17 protein-coding genes are annotated in these 14,084 nt (G+C 65.3%); 10 read left to right on the top strand and 7 right to left on the bottom strand.

The genetic code is table 11. The features are described from left to right. Window positions 1–40: 40 nt before the first annotated feature. Both ABID41_RS03530 and ABID41_RS03525 read right to left on the bottom strand, forming a co-directional pair. Complete coding sequence (locus ABID41_RS03530) at window positions 41–829, bottom strand: class I SAM-dependent methyltransferase (RefSeq protein WP_331928733.1); 789 nt, start codon at window positions 827–829, stop codon at window positions 41–43. Window positions 830–956: 127 nt separating this feature from the next. Then, window positions 957–1,835: a LysR substrate-binding domain-containing protein gene (locus ABID41_RS03525; protein WP_331928735.1), complete on the bottom strand. Its 879-nt coding sequence runs from the start codon at window positions 1,833–1,835 to the stop codon at window positions 957–959. 182 nt (window positions 1,836–2,017) lie between these two features. On the opposite strand from ABID41_RS03525, the gene ABID41_RS03520 reads away from it, so the two are divergent. Beyond that, window positions 2,018–2,773 carry a sulfite exporter TauE/SafE family protein gene (locus ABID41_RS03520; protein WP_331928737.1) on the top strand — a complete coding sequence of 252 codons (756 nt, stop codon included), beginning with the start codon at window positions 2,018–2,020 and terminating at the stop codon, window positions 2,771–2,773. Between the two features lie 107 nt (window positions 2,774–2,880). After that, window positions 2,881–3,357 carry a peroxiredoxin family protein gene (locus tag ABID41_RS03515; protein ID WP_331928739.1) on the top strand — a complete coding sequence of 159 codons (477 nt, stop codon included), beginning with the start codon at window positions 2,881–2,883 and terminating at the stop codon, window positions 3,355–3,357. A 45-nt stretch (window positions 3,358–3,402) separates the two neighbouring features. Here ABID41_RS03515 and ABID41_RS03510 read toward each other — a convergent pair whose 3' ends face one another. Continuing rightward, window positions 3,403–3,960 carry a TetR/AcrR family transcriptional regulator gene (locus tag ABID41_RS03510; protein ID WP_331928741.1) on the bottom strand — a complete coding sequence of 186 codons (558 nt, stop codon included), beginning with the start codon at window positions 3,958–3,960 and terminating at the stop codon, window positions 3,403–3,405. Between the two features lie 570 nt (window positions 3,961–4,530). Between ABID41_RS03510 and ABID41_RS03505 the strand changes: the two genes are divergently transcribed. Next, on the top strand, window positions 4,531–5,502 hold the full coding sequence (locus tag ABID41_RS03505) for a LysR family transcriptional regulator (protein WP_331928743.1): 972 nt from the start codon (window positions 4,531–4,533) through the stop codon (window positions 5,500–5,502). Window positions 5,503–5,505: 3 nt separating this feature from the next. Here ABID41_RS03505 and ABID41_RS03500 read toward each other — a convergent pair whose 3' ends face one another. Continuing rightward, window positions 5,506–6,225, bottom strand: a complete 720-nt coding sequence (locus tag ABID41_RS03500) for a redoxin domain-containing protein (RefSeq protein WP_331928745.1) — start codon at window positions 6,223–6,225, stop codon at window positions 5,506–5,508. A 225-nt stretch (window positions 6,226–6,450) separates the two neighbouring features. Here ABID41_RS03500 and ABID41_RS03495 point away from each other — a divergent pair, with 225 nt between their 5' ends. The 7 genes from ABID41_RS03495 (at window position 6,451) to ABID41_RS03465 (ending at window position 11,430) form a co-directional block, all read left to right on the top strand. Then, window positions 6,451–7,005, top strand: coding sequence for a cytochrome P460 family protein (locus ABID41_RS03495; protein ID WP_331928747.1), 555 nt, complete (start codon window positions 6,451–6,453; stop codon window positions 7,003–7,005). A gap of 179 nt (window positions 7,006–7,184) precedes the next feature. After that, complete coding sequence (locus tag ABID41_RS03490) at window positions 7,185–8,438, top strand: acetyl-CoA C-acyltransferase (RefSeq protein ID WP_331928748.1); 1,254 nt, start codon at window positions 7,185–7,187, stop codon at window positions 8,436–8,438. A 159-nt stretch (window positions 8,439–8,597) separates the two neighbouring features. Next, the gene (locus ABID41_RS03485) at window positions 8,598–9,026 is read left to right on the top strand and encodes a DUF4439 domain-containing protein (RefSeq protein ID WP_331928750.1); all 429 of its coding nucleotides are present in this window, start codon (window positions 8,598–8,600) and stop codon (window positions 9,024–9,026) included. Next, a complete protein-coding gene (locus tag ABID41_RS03480; RefSeq protein WP_331928752.1) occupies window positions 9,026–9,397 on the top strand; it encodes a c-type cytochrome in 372 nt (123 codons plus the stop codon). Before ABID41_RS03485 ends, ABID41_RS03480 begins: the two co-directional genes overlap by 1 nt. Before the next feature lie 111 nt (window positions 9,398–9,508). Beyond that, on the top strand, window positions 9,509–10,039 hold the full coding sequence (gene msrA / locus ABID41_RS03475) for a peptide-methionine (S)-S-oxide reductase MsrA (RefSeq protein WP_435529977.1): 531 nt from the start codon (window positions 9,509–9,511) through the stop codon (window positions 10,037–10,039). A gap of 34 nt (window positions 10,040–10,073) precedes the next feature. Continuing rightward, window positions 10,074–10,679, top strand: coding sequence for a sulfite oxidase-like oxidoreductase (locus ABID41_RS03470; RefSeq protein ID WP_331928756.1), 606 nt, complete (start codon window positions 10,074–10,076; stop codon window positions 10,677–10,679). Then, on the top strand, window positions 10,672–11,430 hold the full coding sequence (locus ABID41_RS03465; protein ID WP_331928758.1) for an FAD-binding oxidoreductase: 759 nt from the start codon (window positions 10,672–10,674) through the stop codon (window positions 11,428–11,430). The genes ABID41_RS03470 and ABID41_RS03465 overlap by 8 nt, the downstream gene beginning before the upstream one ends. A 28-nt stretch (window positions 11,431–11,458) precedes the next feature. On the opposite strand, the gene ABID41_RS03460 is transcribed toward ABID41_RS03465, so the two are convergent. The 3 genes from ABID41_RS03460 to ABID41_RS03450 are packed head-to-tail and all read right to left on the bottom strand — an operon-like array spanning window position 11,459 to window position 13,919. Next, the gene (locus ABID41_RS03460; protein WP_354297181.1) at window positions 11,459–12,880 is read right to left on the bottom strand and encodes an MFS transporter; all 1,422 of its coding nucleotides are present in this window, start codon (window positions 12,878–12,880) and stop codon (window positions 11,459–11,461) included. Then, entirely contained in the window at window positions 12,877–13,320 is a 444-nt protein-coding gene (locus ABID41_RS03455) for a hypothetical protein (RefSeq protein WP_331928762.1), read from the bottom strand. The genes ABID41_RS03460 and ABID41_RS03455 overlap by 4 nt, the downstream gene beginning before the upstream one ends. A gap of 29 nt (window positions 13,321–13,349) precedes the next feature. Next, a complete protein-coding gene (locus ABID41_RS03450; RefSeq protein ID WP_331928764.1) occupies window positions 13,350–13,919 on the bottom strand; it encodes a hypothetical protein in 570 nt (189 codons plus the stop codon). Window positions 13,920–14,084: the final 165 nt, after the last annotated feature.

The following is a 14,084-nucleotide window of genomic DNA, read 5'->3' as shown; positions in this document are numbered from 1 at the left end:
CGACCGACCGGATTCGACCCGTTGCTGACTCCTCGGATCGTCACCGAGCCGCCCGCCGAGGACGTCCCCACAACAGCCTCGAGTGGACCTCAAACGAGATTTTTCCGTCGCGGGTCCAAGGCGTCAGCGCGGCTCGGATATCATCATCAAAGGCATTGGCGAGTTCGCCCATTCTTGCGCGTGACCAAGTGGCGCGCGAGTGCTGAGACGCTAGGAAGTCTTCAAGGCTCTGCTCTACCGAGCTGACGAAAACTAACTCGCCGCCTTCATCAATCCACGGGGTGTGCGCGGTCATCAGAGCTTGATGAGCTGGGCCTTTCCATTTGCCACCGAGACGCTCTACCCAGCCGCTAATGACCGTCAGGTACGCGCTATGCCAAGGCGCTTGTGCTGGTTCGTCGCCATCGACGATTGCTATGATCCCCGACGGTCGAAGCGCATCTACCAGGTTGGGGAACACGTCCTCCGGACGCATCCAGTGGATGGATGCGCCGGCGACGGCTAGATCCAGCGCGCCAGGCGAAAGCTCTAGAGTCTCCGCCGCACTCTCGATCCAGCGGATATTTGGATGGCGCCCAGCGTCCAATGATTGGCCAAGGCTGAGCATGAGGGGAGATGGGTCGACGGCGTAGACCTCCTTCACCCGTGCGGCGATCGCTCGGGCGATTTTGCCGGGCCCACATCCTAGATCGAGAATGCAGTCCCGTGATGGCGCGAGGTCCAGCAGCGCGTCATAAAGCTCGGGCGGATAGTCAGGGCGGTGGCCATATGACTCGACGACGTCGGAGTCATGAAACTGCTCGGCCGCTGAGCGGTCAGGTCTGGTCATCAGGCACCCTCGTCACTCAAGTAGGGTTTCAATGGCCGCTTTCCACCCTTCTCCGACTCTTGGAACGTCCGCTCGCGGGGCTGACCTACGCGATAGGTGCGATTGGCGCGGTGATCGAGAACTGTTGTCAGACAGGTGATAAGGCTCGGGACAAGGCCGCCGCCGCCGAGGGCAGTCGCCTGAAGTCACGGGCGCAGAGGTAGAGGCGCCGGTGCGCCCAGGAATCGTCGAGCGGAACGACGGCCAGGTCGTCGCTTCCGAGGTCGGCGGCGGAGGCTTCGGAGACAATGGCGATCCCAACACCTGCCGCCGCCATCGTCGCCATGTCGGCCATCCTTCTCAACCGGACGCGATAGTCGAGCCGCAGGCCGAGCCGTGACGCCCGCTCGGCGAGGTGGATTTCCATGGCTACATCACCGACGCCGATGAGGGGCTCGCTGACGAGGTCGGCGAAGGACGCACTGGCGGCGTCGGCCAGGGGATGCCTCGGGCCGAGCACCGCCATCAATCGGTCCTCGACCAACGGGCGGGTCTCGAGCGCTGCGAAGTCGGCTGTGTCGGCCACCACGCCCAGGTCGGCGCGCCCCTCTGCGACGGCCGCAACAATCTCCACGCTGGGGCGCTCCTCGAGATCAACCGACAGGTCGGGATGCTCCACCAAAAAGTCGCGCAACCGCGGCGGCACATATCCCATCAGGGCGGCTGTATTGCAGAGCAAGCGCACCCGGCCCTTAAGCCCCCGGCCGAAGCCGTCGAGTTCCCCACGCATCTGTTCGACCTGGAACAGGATGATCCGCGCATGACGCACCAGCGCCTCGCCCGCGGCCGTGGGGCGGACCCCGCGGGAGGTCCGTTCCAGGAGAAGCGCGCCGAGCGCCTCTTCCATGCCGGCGATCCGTTCGCTCGCCGAGGCCAGGGCCAGCCGCATTGAGCGCGCCCCTCGGGTAAGGCTGCCTTGTTCCACCACACCCAGAAAAAGCTGCAGGTCGGCGATGTCGAACCGCATGATGATCCTTCGGACATGCCGAAGCCAGGCTTCGGATTTTCCCCAATTGTGAAGGATACGGCCTGGGCCTACCTCCGGAAAGACCGAAAGCAAGTCGTCACTGGCCCGCCTAACTCCGCAAGGGAGCGGAAGCTGGCCCATCGGATGGTCCGAAGCTGGCGATGCTTGCAGGAGTCTTCGGCATGTCGAGTTTCTCGTCCGGGACCCTGGCCCTGATCGGGCTCACCTTCATGCTCGCCGGAGTCGTGAAGGGCGTCGCCGGGATGGGTCTGCCCACGGTGTCCATGGGTGTGCTGAGCGTCTTCATGACCCCCGTGAGCGCCACCTCCCTCCTGCTCATTCCGTCCTTCGTCACCAATGTCTGGCAGTTGGTCACGGGGGCCGATTTCCGAGCGCTCATCGCCCGTCTGTGGGCGATGATGGCGGGGATCCTCGTAGGCACGATCCTGGGGGTGCGGCTGCTCACCGGCGCCGATACTCGGTGGACCACGGTCGGTCTCGGCGTCGCGCTCACAGTCTACGCACTGTATGGCCTCCTCGGACGGCCTCTCAGCATGCCGAAGCGGCTTGAAGCGTGGCTCTCTCCGATGATCGGTCTTGCGACTGGCCTGATCAGCGGCGCGACCGGCGTCTTCACGATCCCGGCCGTACCCTACCTGCAAGGCCTCGACATTGGGAAAGACGACTTGATCCAGGCGCTGGGCCTGTCGTTCACGGTCTCGACGGTGGCCTTGGGGGTCGGTCTGGCAGGCCACGGCGCCTTCCACCTCGGTAATCTCGCCCTGTCGGCGCTGGCGATCTTCCCCGCCCTGGTCGGCATGTGGCTCGGCACGATCATCCGCCGAAAGATCAGCGCCAGGACGTTCCGTATCAGCTTCCTATGTTGTCTCGGCGTCCTTGGGCTCGAACTGGCCGGACGTGCGCTCGTCTCGGCCTGAAGCGCCTGGCGATGCGCGCGCTAAGACCCATTGCCCAAGGTCGTCGGACGCCCGTCGCCGCGATCGCCCGCGGTAAGCGCCAACTTTGCACGGAGAGCAGAACTGCGATGCTGAAGAATAACGATGCGTTCCCTTCACTTACCTTTGCTCGAGTGGGGGGCGGCGAAATCCACTTACCCATCGATCTGGCCGGGAAATTCGGTGTGATCCTGTTCCACCGTGGTTCCTGGTGTCCGTACTGCAACGCCCAGCTCGCCGCCTTTGAGAAGGCGGCGGACGAATTCGCAGAGGAGGGGATCAGAGTCGTCTCAGTTTCGGCCGACGATCGGGAGACGTCGGAGGCGCTTGTCGAGAAGCATCGGCTCGGCTTCCCGGTCGGGTACGGCGCCGACGTTCAAACCGTGTCGGCGGTCACCGGCGCCTTCGTCAACGAGAACCCCGTCTGCCTCCAGGCCACCGGCTTCATTCTTGATCCCGAAGGCCAGATTGTCACCGCCGTCTACTCGACCCGGGCAATTGGCCGCCTGATGCCCGACGATGTGTTGAACTTCGTCCGACACCTCAGGAATTTGGCAAAGAAGTGAAAGGCTCATGGCCTAGGATCAGGTCTTTGGCGGGACGGCGGAACTCTAGTCGGGCGGGCCGTTGCTAGCCCTCGGCCAAGCCTGCATGGCCATGCGTCCGATGCCGCGGAGCTTTTCCCGCGATGCGCCGTCTCTCGCCAGGACCGACATGCCCCGAAAACACGAGGCGAAGAACGTCGCCAGGGCGTCAATGTCCGCGTCTTCGGGAATCTCTCCGCGGGCGCGCGCCTCGGTCAGGCGCTGCAGGAACGCTGGAGCCAGGTCGTTGCGGCGGTCGCGCAATTCCTCGCGAAGATCGTCCAGTTCCGGCGGCCCATGGACCACAGCCGCGGAGACCATGCAGCCCGGCGGGAACTGTTCGCTTGTGAAGGCGACGGCGGCCCGTTCGAAGACCATTTCCATGGTGGAGCGGACATCGTGTCCGGCCTCCACCAACTCCTGGAACCAGCCACCCGGGCCTACGAAGTAATAGTCCATAGCTTCGGAGAACAACTGCTTCTTGCTGCCGAAGGCGTGGTAGAAGCTCGAGAGGCTGATCCCCATGGCGCCGATCAGATCCTCAAGCGTCGTGCCCTCGTAGCCTCGCTCCCAGAACAGCCGCATGGCGCTTTCCACAGCGGCCGTCCGGTCGAATTCACGAGGACGGCCGCGAGTTCGCTTCGTCTGCTCCGGCTTTTGATCCATGCCCATCGCTCAGCTCACCGCACTTAGGCCGCGTAGCCAAAAAGACGGCGCTCGCCCGTGCGCAGACCTACGATGTCGCCATTCCCATTGGTCATCAAATTCATGCCTCCACCGCATCGTGTACTGCGGCGCGGGCTTGGCCTGAATTCTTAAATAGGAGCGACGGCTCCAAAATCAGGGGCGCCCCGGAATGTCGAAGGGCTTGCGGGTCTCGCTTCGCCTCTGGCGCGGAGCGCGAGCCTCACCCGGACTTAGCGATGCGGCGGGACGTTGCTGTGATCGCGGACCCCACCCGACACGCGCGCTTGCCTGTAGCCGCCAGTGGCCAAAGGAGGTACAAGTCCATTTGTGGAGTGATTAATCCACAAAAGTGGTTTGCACGTGACCGACCAATTCGGTCATCGCGCGAGGGAGGAGGGCGGTTTGGTCGCATGAGCTCGCACCGGAGCCGTCCCGCCGTCAACGCAGTCAACTGAGATCGGAGGCCCCATGGAACTCCACCAGATCCGTTATTTCCTGGCGTTGGCGCGATCCCTCAACTTCACGCGGGCCGCGGAAATGTGCAACGTCACCCAGCCGGCTCTGACCAAGGCCGTTCAGAAGCTGGAACTGGAGCTCGGAGGTGTTCTGATCCACCGAGAGCGGCAACTCACCCAACTGACCGACCTGGGCAAATTGGTGCTTCCGATGCTGGAACGCGCCTATGTCGCCGCCGAGAGCGTGCACACCCTGGCGATCGATTTCCAACGCAAGGAGATCGCACCACTCAAGATCGCCCTGGCGTCATGCGTGTCCGCATCCATCATCGAAGCGCCGCTGGTCGAGATTGCCCGGTTCATGCCCGGCTTGCAGGTCGAACTCATCGAAGAGGAGCCGGCGGCGCTCAGTGAGTTGTTGCTGGACGGCGCCGTGAACGCGGCGATCTCTGGCAATGAATTTGGCGAGTTGCCGCTGCGCATCGACCATTGGAACCTGTTTGAAGAGCGGTTTCTGGTCCTGATGCCGAAGGAGTCGATGCTGGCGGAGTTTTCCAGCTTGCCGGTAGATGTCCTGGCGAAGGCCACCTGGCTCGAACATGTCGGCTGCGACGGCGCCGACCCGCCATGGCAAGACCTGTTTCCGCCAGAGGTCGAGCCCCGCGTCGGTCATCGAGGCAGGCGCCTTGCGCATCTGCAGCACATGGTGGCGGCGGGCCTGGGCCTGATGCTCTGGCCCGAGCACGCGCCGCACTTGCCATCCCTTGTTGCGCGGCCCATCGCGAGCGATCCCCTGAAGCGCAACATCCAACTCCTCGCCGTCGCTGGACGCAGGTATTCGCCGGCCCTTGAAGCCCTTGTGAAGATCGCTCGGGTCCATGACTGGCGGAGCAGCTTCCCGATCGCGGAACGCCCTGCAGTGGCCGCCGACTGCAGGGCTCGAGGCGACTCCCCAGACGAAGATGCCCGACTGGCGACCGCCTGAAGGCTAGCTTAGCTGCTCCAGAGCGCTGATCAGCGCCTCGGTGTCGGCGCTGGCGATGTAGTCGAGATCCACGCTGGCCATGGCGATCTTGCCTGAAGGCCCGATCAGATAGACGGCCGGCGCGGCCAGCATCGGCTTGGCGACTCCATGCAGTTGAGGGAGGTCCAGACCCCGCGACCTCATCTCGGTGACGATCTCGGGCGGCAAGACCGAGATGATCCCGAACATCTGTCCGACCTCATAGTCGACATCGGATAGGACCGTGCATTGGATTTGGTGCGCCGCGCGCATCCGCCGTGGATGAGAACCTGTCTCGGGCGTGATCGCGACGAGGGTGGCGGGCGGACCGCCGCGATCTTCCAAGGCCGCATTCAACGCCTTGAGCTTGGCGATGCAAAACGAGCACCAGCCCCCGGCCAAGAAGCAGAGCACGACCGGCCCATTTTCGAGCAAGGCCCGCAGCGCGACCAAGCGCGCGCGGTCGTCAGGAAGGAAGAAGTCGGGCGCGTTGTCGCCGGCCTTGAGCGCCTGTTCGGCCAGGTTCGACGCCAGCATCCAATCGCGCAGCGGCGCATAGAGCGCCGTATCAGCTCGCCCCAAGGTCACAAGCACGCCACCGCTGTTGGGGGGGCTATCGCTCGAGGAGGAACCAACGGGCGGGTGGGGCATGTCCGATCTCGATTTCGCAATCGCTTCGCCAAGCGGAATGATCAAGTCGCGCAAGGGGCGACAGCCAGCTCAGGGCCTAAGCGCGCGCCCGACCATGCCCCGTTCGCCGGGCGCTCCCAAAATGACTTCTGGGAATGGTTCGGCGTCGCTGCGCGCCCGACAGTTGGAATTGGCGCGGCCGCATAACCGAGGCTCATCGAACCGATGACGCCACGCTATTTCCGTTCCGCACGACGGTGTCCGACGGTTCCGATGCGCGCACGCAACGAAAGGAACACCATGAAGCGGACTCCCATTCTCGGGCTCGGCGTTGTCGCAGTCGCTCTGGGGTCGACCCTGGCCGTGGCCGCGTCGCCGAAGCCTGCTTCGGTGGCCGATCCGAAAGGCGCGCTGCGCGTGCCGGCCGATTACCAGAGGACCTATGAGTATCTGGGCAGTTGGGCCGTCGCCGCGGACAAGGGCCTGGGGTCGAAGGAGATGCACGTCGTCTACGCCTCGCCCGGCGCGACGGCGGCGTTCAAGCGGACCGGCCACTTCCCGGACGGCGCCGTCCTGGTGAAGGAGGTCCGCGGCACGTCCACCCAATCCATGACTACAGGGACGGTCAGTAACGCGACCGCTCTAAAGGGCTGGTTCGTGAGCGTGCGCGACAGCAAGAACAGTCATCCGGGCGATCCGCTGTGGGGCGACGGTTGGGGATGGTCGTGGTTCGACGCTGACAAGCCGACGCAAACCACCTCCACCGACTATCGGAAGGATTGCCTGGGCTGCCACCAGCCGGCCGAAAGCACAGACTGGATGTACTCCTCCGGATACCCGGCTCTGCAGCGCTAGTCGCTCGAAGCCAGTGCGATAGCTGGCGGTGATCAATCCCATGATCGCTCGCTATTTCCCCTCGCGCCCTTCAGCGGCGACCGTTCTCCTCGACCTTTCACTCCGACCGTCCGCAGCCGATCTCACGGACCAAATCCGTGCGCCGGGACATGGGGACGCCACCCAGCGCTGGAACCGACATGGCCGACGTTTTCATTGTCCCAGGCGTACGAACCCCGTTCGTCAAAGCTGGGGCCCAGTATGCCGACGTGTCGGCGCTTCAATTGTCGGCGCCGATCGCCAAGGCGATGATCAATTCAGCGCAGCCGGACCTGCTCCTGTGGGGGCAGGTGATCCCGGATCCGACCGTCTCGAACGTCGCCCGCGAGTTGGTGTTCGAAGCCGGCCTCGATCCTGAGATCGTCGCCTTCTCGGATGTGATGGCCTGCTCGACGAGCTTCATCGGCGCGCTGGCCGCGGGCGGACTGCTCGGTCGCGGCGACGCCCATCTGGCGTTGGTCGGTGGGGTCGAGACCATGTCGCACCGTCCGATCGCCCTGCGCCAAGGCAAGGCTGATCAGATTGCGGCAAAGGCGATCCGCGATCTGCCGGCGGCTCTGCAACTGCTGGAGGCGGTGACCCCGGCCGACTTCGAGATCCCGGCCAACGCCTGGGCGAACCGCGTCAGCGGACGATCGATGGGCGAGCACACGGAGGACACGGCCAAGCTCTACGCGATCACGCGCGCCGCGCAGGACGCCCTGGCGTTGGCCAGTCACCAGAACGCCGCCCGGGGACGGGATCAGGACGGGTTTTTCGGCGATCTCGTATTGCCCGCCTTCGGGGTCGAGCACGACACGCTGCCGAGGACCGACACCTCGCTGGAAAAGCTCTCCGCGCTGCCGACCGTGTTCGACCGGACGGGCGCCGGCACGCTTACGGCCGGCAACTCCTCGCCCCTGACCGACGGGGCCGCCGGCGTCTGGGTCGCCGACGCGGACGGGCTGCGGAGGTTGGGTGGTCCGCCGGCCGTGCGGCTGGTGGACTGGCAGCTCGCGGCGATGAGCTATGCGGTCGAGGGCATCCTCATGGCGCCTGCCCGGGCCATCCCGCGGCTGCTCGCCCGCCACGGCCTGAAGGCCGCCGACGTCGCCGTATGGGAGCTGCACGAAGCGTTCGCGGCCCAGGTGCTCGCCAATATCCAAGCCGCGATGGATCCGTCGTATCGGCGCGAGCACGCCAAGATCGACGTTGATCTCGGACCGTTCCCCTTCGACCGATTGAACCGGCACGGCGGCTCGCTCGCCTTGGGCCACCCCTTCGCGGCCACGGGCGCCCGCATCCTCAGCCAGGCGGCCAAGGAACTCCTCGCCCATCCGGTCGGCGCGAAAGCGGTCGTCTCCGTCTGCGCGGACGGCGGGCAGGGGACCGTGGCGCTCCTCGAACGCGTCTGACCGACGCTCTTGCCAAAGGACATTCCTATGATCCGCAACCAACGCGACCAAGACGCCTCCCGTCGAACCCTCATAGCCGGAGCTGGCCTATTCGTCGGGGCGGCGACCTTCGCCGGCCGCGCGGCCGCGTCGCCAAATCCGGCGGCGGACGTTTCGGTGATGCAGGGCGCGCTCGCCCTTGAGCACGAAGGGATCGCCGCCTACCGCCTGGCCGGCGCCAGCGGCCTGCTGCAGGCCGACACGCTGAAGGTCGCGCTCATCTTCAAGGGCCATCACGAACAGCATCGCGACGCCCTTGCCGATCTCATCCGCAAGGCTGGTGGCAAGCCGGTGGAGCCCAAGGCGGACGCCGACTATGTCAAGGAACTCAATCTCGCCGCTCTCAAATCTCAGGCAGACGTCGTCAATCTGGCCACAAAGCTGGAGCTTGGAGCGACCAACGCCTATGCCGGCCAGGTGGCCGCCCTCCATGATCCGCAACTCGTCCACCTGTTCACGCAGTTGTCGGCGGACGAAGCGGTGCACTGGACGACGCTGAACAACGCTGCCGGAACACCGATCCCGGCCAAAGCCTTCTTGTTCAGCTGATGACCCGCGCGTGCATCTGGATCGCCCTCGCGGCGGGACTCGTCGCGACCTCCGCCTCGGCCGAGAGCCCGGCTGTCGGAGAGGCTCTCTACGAGGCCAAGTGCGGCGGGTGTCACTCGGTCGACGCCAATCGTATCGGGCCGCGCCATCGCGACGTCGTGGGCCGCAAGGTCGCCGGCCTGCCTGACTTTCAGTACTCGGACAGTCTCAAGAAGCTTGGGGGCGTCTGGACGCGGGCTCGCCTGGACACCTGGCTGCAGAGTCCGCAGGCCATGGCCCCCGGGTCAAAGATGTTCCTGGCTGTCCCCGACGCACAGCAAAGGCATGACATCGTCGTCTATCTGGCCTCGGTGTCGAGGCCGGCGAAATAGCGGCCTTGATCCGTCCGACCGGGCGATGCGCACCGGGAATGGAATCAATAGGCCGCTTTCGGTCGCGTCCATGAGAAGATCGACGATAACGGGGCTGGTCTCACGAGGAGCATGATCATGGACACCACTGAGCGGGCCGTACTTGCCGGAGGATGCTTCTGGGGGATGCAAGACCTCATCCGCCGGAGGCCTGGAGTGATTTCGACCCGGGTCGGCTACACCGGGGACGAGGCGACCCCGAACGCCACCTATCGCCGGCACGGCGACCATGCCGAGGCGATCGAGATCATCTTCGATCCGGCGCAGACCAGCTTCAGGGATCAGCTGGAATGGTTCTTCCAGATCCACGATCCGACGACCCTGAACCGGCAGGGTAACGATCTCGGTCGCAGCTACCGGTCGGCGATCTTCTACACCAGCGACGAGCAGCGGCGCGTGGCGCAGGAGACGGTCGCCGACGTGGAGGCCTCAGGACTTTGGCCGGGCAAGGTGGTGACGGAGATCGAGCCGGCCGGCGCCTTCTGGGAAGCCGAACCGGAGCATCAGGACTACCTGGAGCGGATACCCAACGGGTACACCTGCCACTTTCCGCGGCCGGACTGGAAGCTGCCACACCGCGCCAAGGCCGGCGACGCAGCGTGAAGGTGATGGGAGCAGAGAGAGAAGGGGCGCGGCGATGGTGACACGAGGCTTCGTCGGTCGTCGGCAACCGCCCGCCACGGCCAAGAGATTGCCGCCCGGCCAGCATCTGGTCGAGAACTTCCCCGTCCTCACGGCCGGGCCGACGCCACGCCTTCGCACCGAGGCCTGGTCCTTCACCCTCAAGGTCGGGCCGAGGCCCGTTCGCACCTGGACGTGGGACGAGATCAACGCCCTGCGCCAGACGGAACTGGTGCGCGACATTCATTGCGTGACCACCTGGTCGAAGTTCGACACCCGCTGGAGCGGCGTGCTGATCGACGACCTGCTGGACGATGCGGGCATCGACCCGCCCACTCCTTACGTCCTCGCCCACTCGTTCGACGGCTACTCCACGAACGTACCCCTGGCCGATCTGACGCAGGGAAAGGCCATGGTGGCGCTACGCTACGACGGCGCTCCGCTCGAGGCCGATCATGGAGGTCCGGCCCGACTGCTGGTTCCGCATCTCTACTTCTGGAAGTCGGCCAAGTGGGTGAAAGGCCTCCAATTCACCACGCGCGACGAGGCCGGGTTCTGGGAATTGCGCGGTTACCACATCTACGGCGATCCATGGCGGGAGCAGCGATACACCGATGACTGACGTCGCTGGCGTCCTCGCCCCTGCGGTTCGATGGCAGAACGCGACGATCACCCGTCGTGTCATGCAGACTCCGGAGATTACGAGCTTTTTTGTCCGCCCGGATCGGCCATTCACGTGGCGTGCAGGGCAGCATGTCGACATTCGCCTGACCGCCGAAGATGGCTATCGGGCCATCCGAAGCTATTCGATCGCCTCCCTGCCGGGCGCCGACGACGAGCTGGAATTGGCGGTCGAGCGCCTTGCCGACGGCGAGGTCTCGCTATGGTTCCATGACGTCGCGCAGGTCGGCGATGTCGTCGAGATCAAGGGCCCCTTGGGTGGGCATTTCGTCTGGGAGCCGGAGGACGGCGGCCCGATCCTGCTGATCGGCGGCGGTTCGGGCCTCGTGCCGTTGATGGCCATCGCCCGCCGCGGGGCCGAGGCCGCGGCCCGCGTGCCGATGCACCTGCTGCTCTCGGCCCGAAGCCCGCAAGACGTGCTTTATCGCGAAGAACTGGAGGCGCTCGAACGACAGAACGACCGTTTCGGCATGACCCTCGCGCTCACCCGGGCGTCCGCCTGGCGGCCCCAGGATTTCTCCCGTCGGATCGACGACGAGATCTTAGCCCGGGTCCTGAAGCGTCTGCCCGCATGGCCGAAGCGGGTGTTCGTCTGCGGCACGAACGGCTTCGTCAATGCGGCCGCCGACGGCGCCCAAGCGGCAGGAGTCGCGGCTGAGATCATCCGCACCGAGCGCTACGGTGGCCTCTGATCGCACCGCGTATCGGAACGGGTCGCGCCTAGTCCCGGGGGATGAAATCGGTGTGCGGGCCGGGCTCGACGATCAACACCGCCAATGCGGCGAGGCCGCATGACCCGGCGGCCACCGCCATCGCCAGGTGAAAGGCCGGTATCAAGCCTGGACCGCCCTGCAGGACCCCGCCGATCAGCGCGACCGCCACGAGCGAGCCCACACGCGCCACCGAGCTGTTGACCCCGGCGGCCGTGCCCGCGTGATCGGTGTCGACGGAGGTCAGGACCAGCGTGCTCAGAGGCGCGACGACCAGGCCCATTCCAAGTGCGAGGAGCAGCACCGCGGGAAAGATGTCGGGCCAGTAGGCGGCGTCGGCGTCGATGCGCAGCGCCGCCAAACACCCGGCCCCGACCATAAGCCCACCAAGGATCAGAGGCGCGCGCCGGCCGAGTCCCTGGCAGATACGCCCGGCCATAGGCGATATCACGGTGATCAGGATCTGCAGTGGAATGAATGCGGCGCCGGCCACGACCGGCGAAAGCATGGCGCCCTGGATCATCACGAACGGCAGGAGCGTGAGCATCGCCGTGAACGGCCCGTAGAGGAGCGCCGTAAACAGGTTGGCGCCGATCACATCTCGCGACGCCAGCAACCAGGGTGGAAGCATGGCCCGGCGTCCCTGCCGTCGCTCGACCACAACGAGCGCGCCCAGAACCAGCAGCGCGAACATGATCGCTGTCATGCTCAGGGCCCCCGATGCAGCGCCGCCGGTCAGGCTTGTCAGGCCCCAGCCCAGGGCCCCCAGACCCAGGACCGACAGTCCTGCGCCCGGCCAATCGACTTGCACGGCGCTGCGAGCGCCTCCCCTTGGGGTCCAGAGGACCGCGACGAAAAGGGCGAGCACAGCCACCGCCGCCAGGATCAGGAACGGCGTCCGCCAGGATCCATGCTCAAGCACAACGCCAGCCAGGCCCGGGGCCGCGGCGCCTGCAACGGCGCCCGCGGCCGACCAAACGCCCACCGCGCGCGCCTTGCGGTCGGAAGGAAACGCCTCGCCGAGCATTGAGAGGGCGTTCGGCAAAATCAGGGCCTCACCGAGGCCGCACACCAACCGGCCAAGCAGCAAGGCGGCCCAGGCGCCCGCGAGGGCGGACAAAAGGGCGCCGGCGCCAAATAGCGCTATGCCCAGGATGAAGACCGGCCTGCGGCCAAATCGATCTCCTAGGCCTCCAGCGGTGAGCGTGAACGCGGCCAGGGGCAGCAGCTCGGCATTGACGAGCCATTGCAGCTCGAGCGGCGTCAGCGCCAGATCCTGACCGATCGCAGCCAGCGAGACGGCGGCCAAGGAGCCGCTTGCAAACGCCAGGCTGGATGCAAGACTCGTCGCAACCAGGAGCTGGGCGCCGCCTTCAAGACGCGTCCGCTGCGCGAGTGCGACCGCGCCGTCTGAGCCCAGGGCGGTGCTCACGTCACCTCTTGGATGAGATGCTCGTGTCCCTTGAACTTGAAGCGCTCGCCGGCCCGACGGCCCTCAAGCTCCTCGAAGATCGGCGCTTGAGTGGAAATCCCCATGAACGCGTGGCCGGCGTAGGCGAAGCGCCCCGTGGCGACGCCGATGACATAGTAGCGGTCGTCGAATTTGACGATGGCGCCGGCTTCGACTCTGGTCTTCGTTCCGAAGTCGATCCGCTTCAGGAGATCAATCTTCTCGAGGTGGTCATGAAGCGGGCACTCGAACGCCTCGGCCAGGTTCCGCGATTGCACGGCCTGGGATTGTTCCTGGTCATCGATCGGCGCCCCGGCATCGATGTGCGCGCCGGCGACGTATTCGCTGTAGGCCTCCGCGGTGTCATGGAGCTCGTGAGCTTCCAGCGACAGCAGGCGGTCTCGTATGCGGCTCTTGTCCATGCATGCCTCTTTCGGGCTCGATGCGACCCTTAGTCATTATCGGGAATTTCGGCGCACTGGAATGGGACGCGAACCAAGCGGTCATCGCGCAGGATCTTGGTGGCCAGCCAGACGTAGGTCTGCTCTGCGGTGTCGAAACCGAGCATTGAGTAGGACTCGCCGAACGGGCACGCGGGAAAATCCGGGAATCCGATCCGCAAAACGTAGCGGTCCGGATCTGCCCCGAACTCGGCCTTGGCGACCTTCCGCAGACCGAAACGGGTCGGCGCTTCGGCGTCATCGTCGCGCCGCTGTTCCTGTGTCTTGGAAAGCAGGCTCGACAACGGCGTCTCGCCCGTCGCCTCGAGCAGATCAAACGCGTCGATCAGGAGACCCTTGGTTCCGTGCTTCCGATCGGTGATGGCGTAAAAGTTGGAGGCGTCGGTGGAGTCCGGAGACAGCTCGAAGCGGTAGGCCGCGTCGACATGAATGTCCTGAAGATCGATCTGACGGTCGACGGTGACATCGTGAAGCGTCCCCCCGTCGTTCCGGAAGTCGTGACTATAGCCGCGATCCAGAAATTCTTTGGTCGTGTCGATGATATTGGTCGCCGTCGTCATCGTTGACCTCCCCGAAGGCGCCGACGCGCGGGTTTCGCGCTGCTCGGCCCAGGCTTGGAAGTATGGCCTCCGGCGCTGAGCAATTGAGCCGGCGTAGGCCTCATGCATTCGATAACCGGAAGTCATCGCCATCGGGCTCTTGATCGGTCCATCTTCGGTGGCGCA

It is taken from the genome of Phenylobacterium koreense (assembly GCF_040545335.1).
GTDB classification, from domain to species: Bacteria; Pseudomonadota; Alphaproteobacteria; order Caulobacterales; family Caulobacteraceae; genus Phenylobacterium; species Phenylobacterium koreense.
Note: the sequence above shows the minus strand (reverse complement) of the source record. Positions and strands in the feature narration are given on the sequence as shown.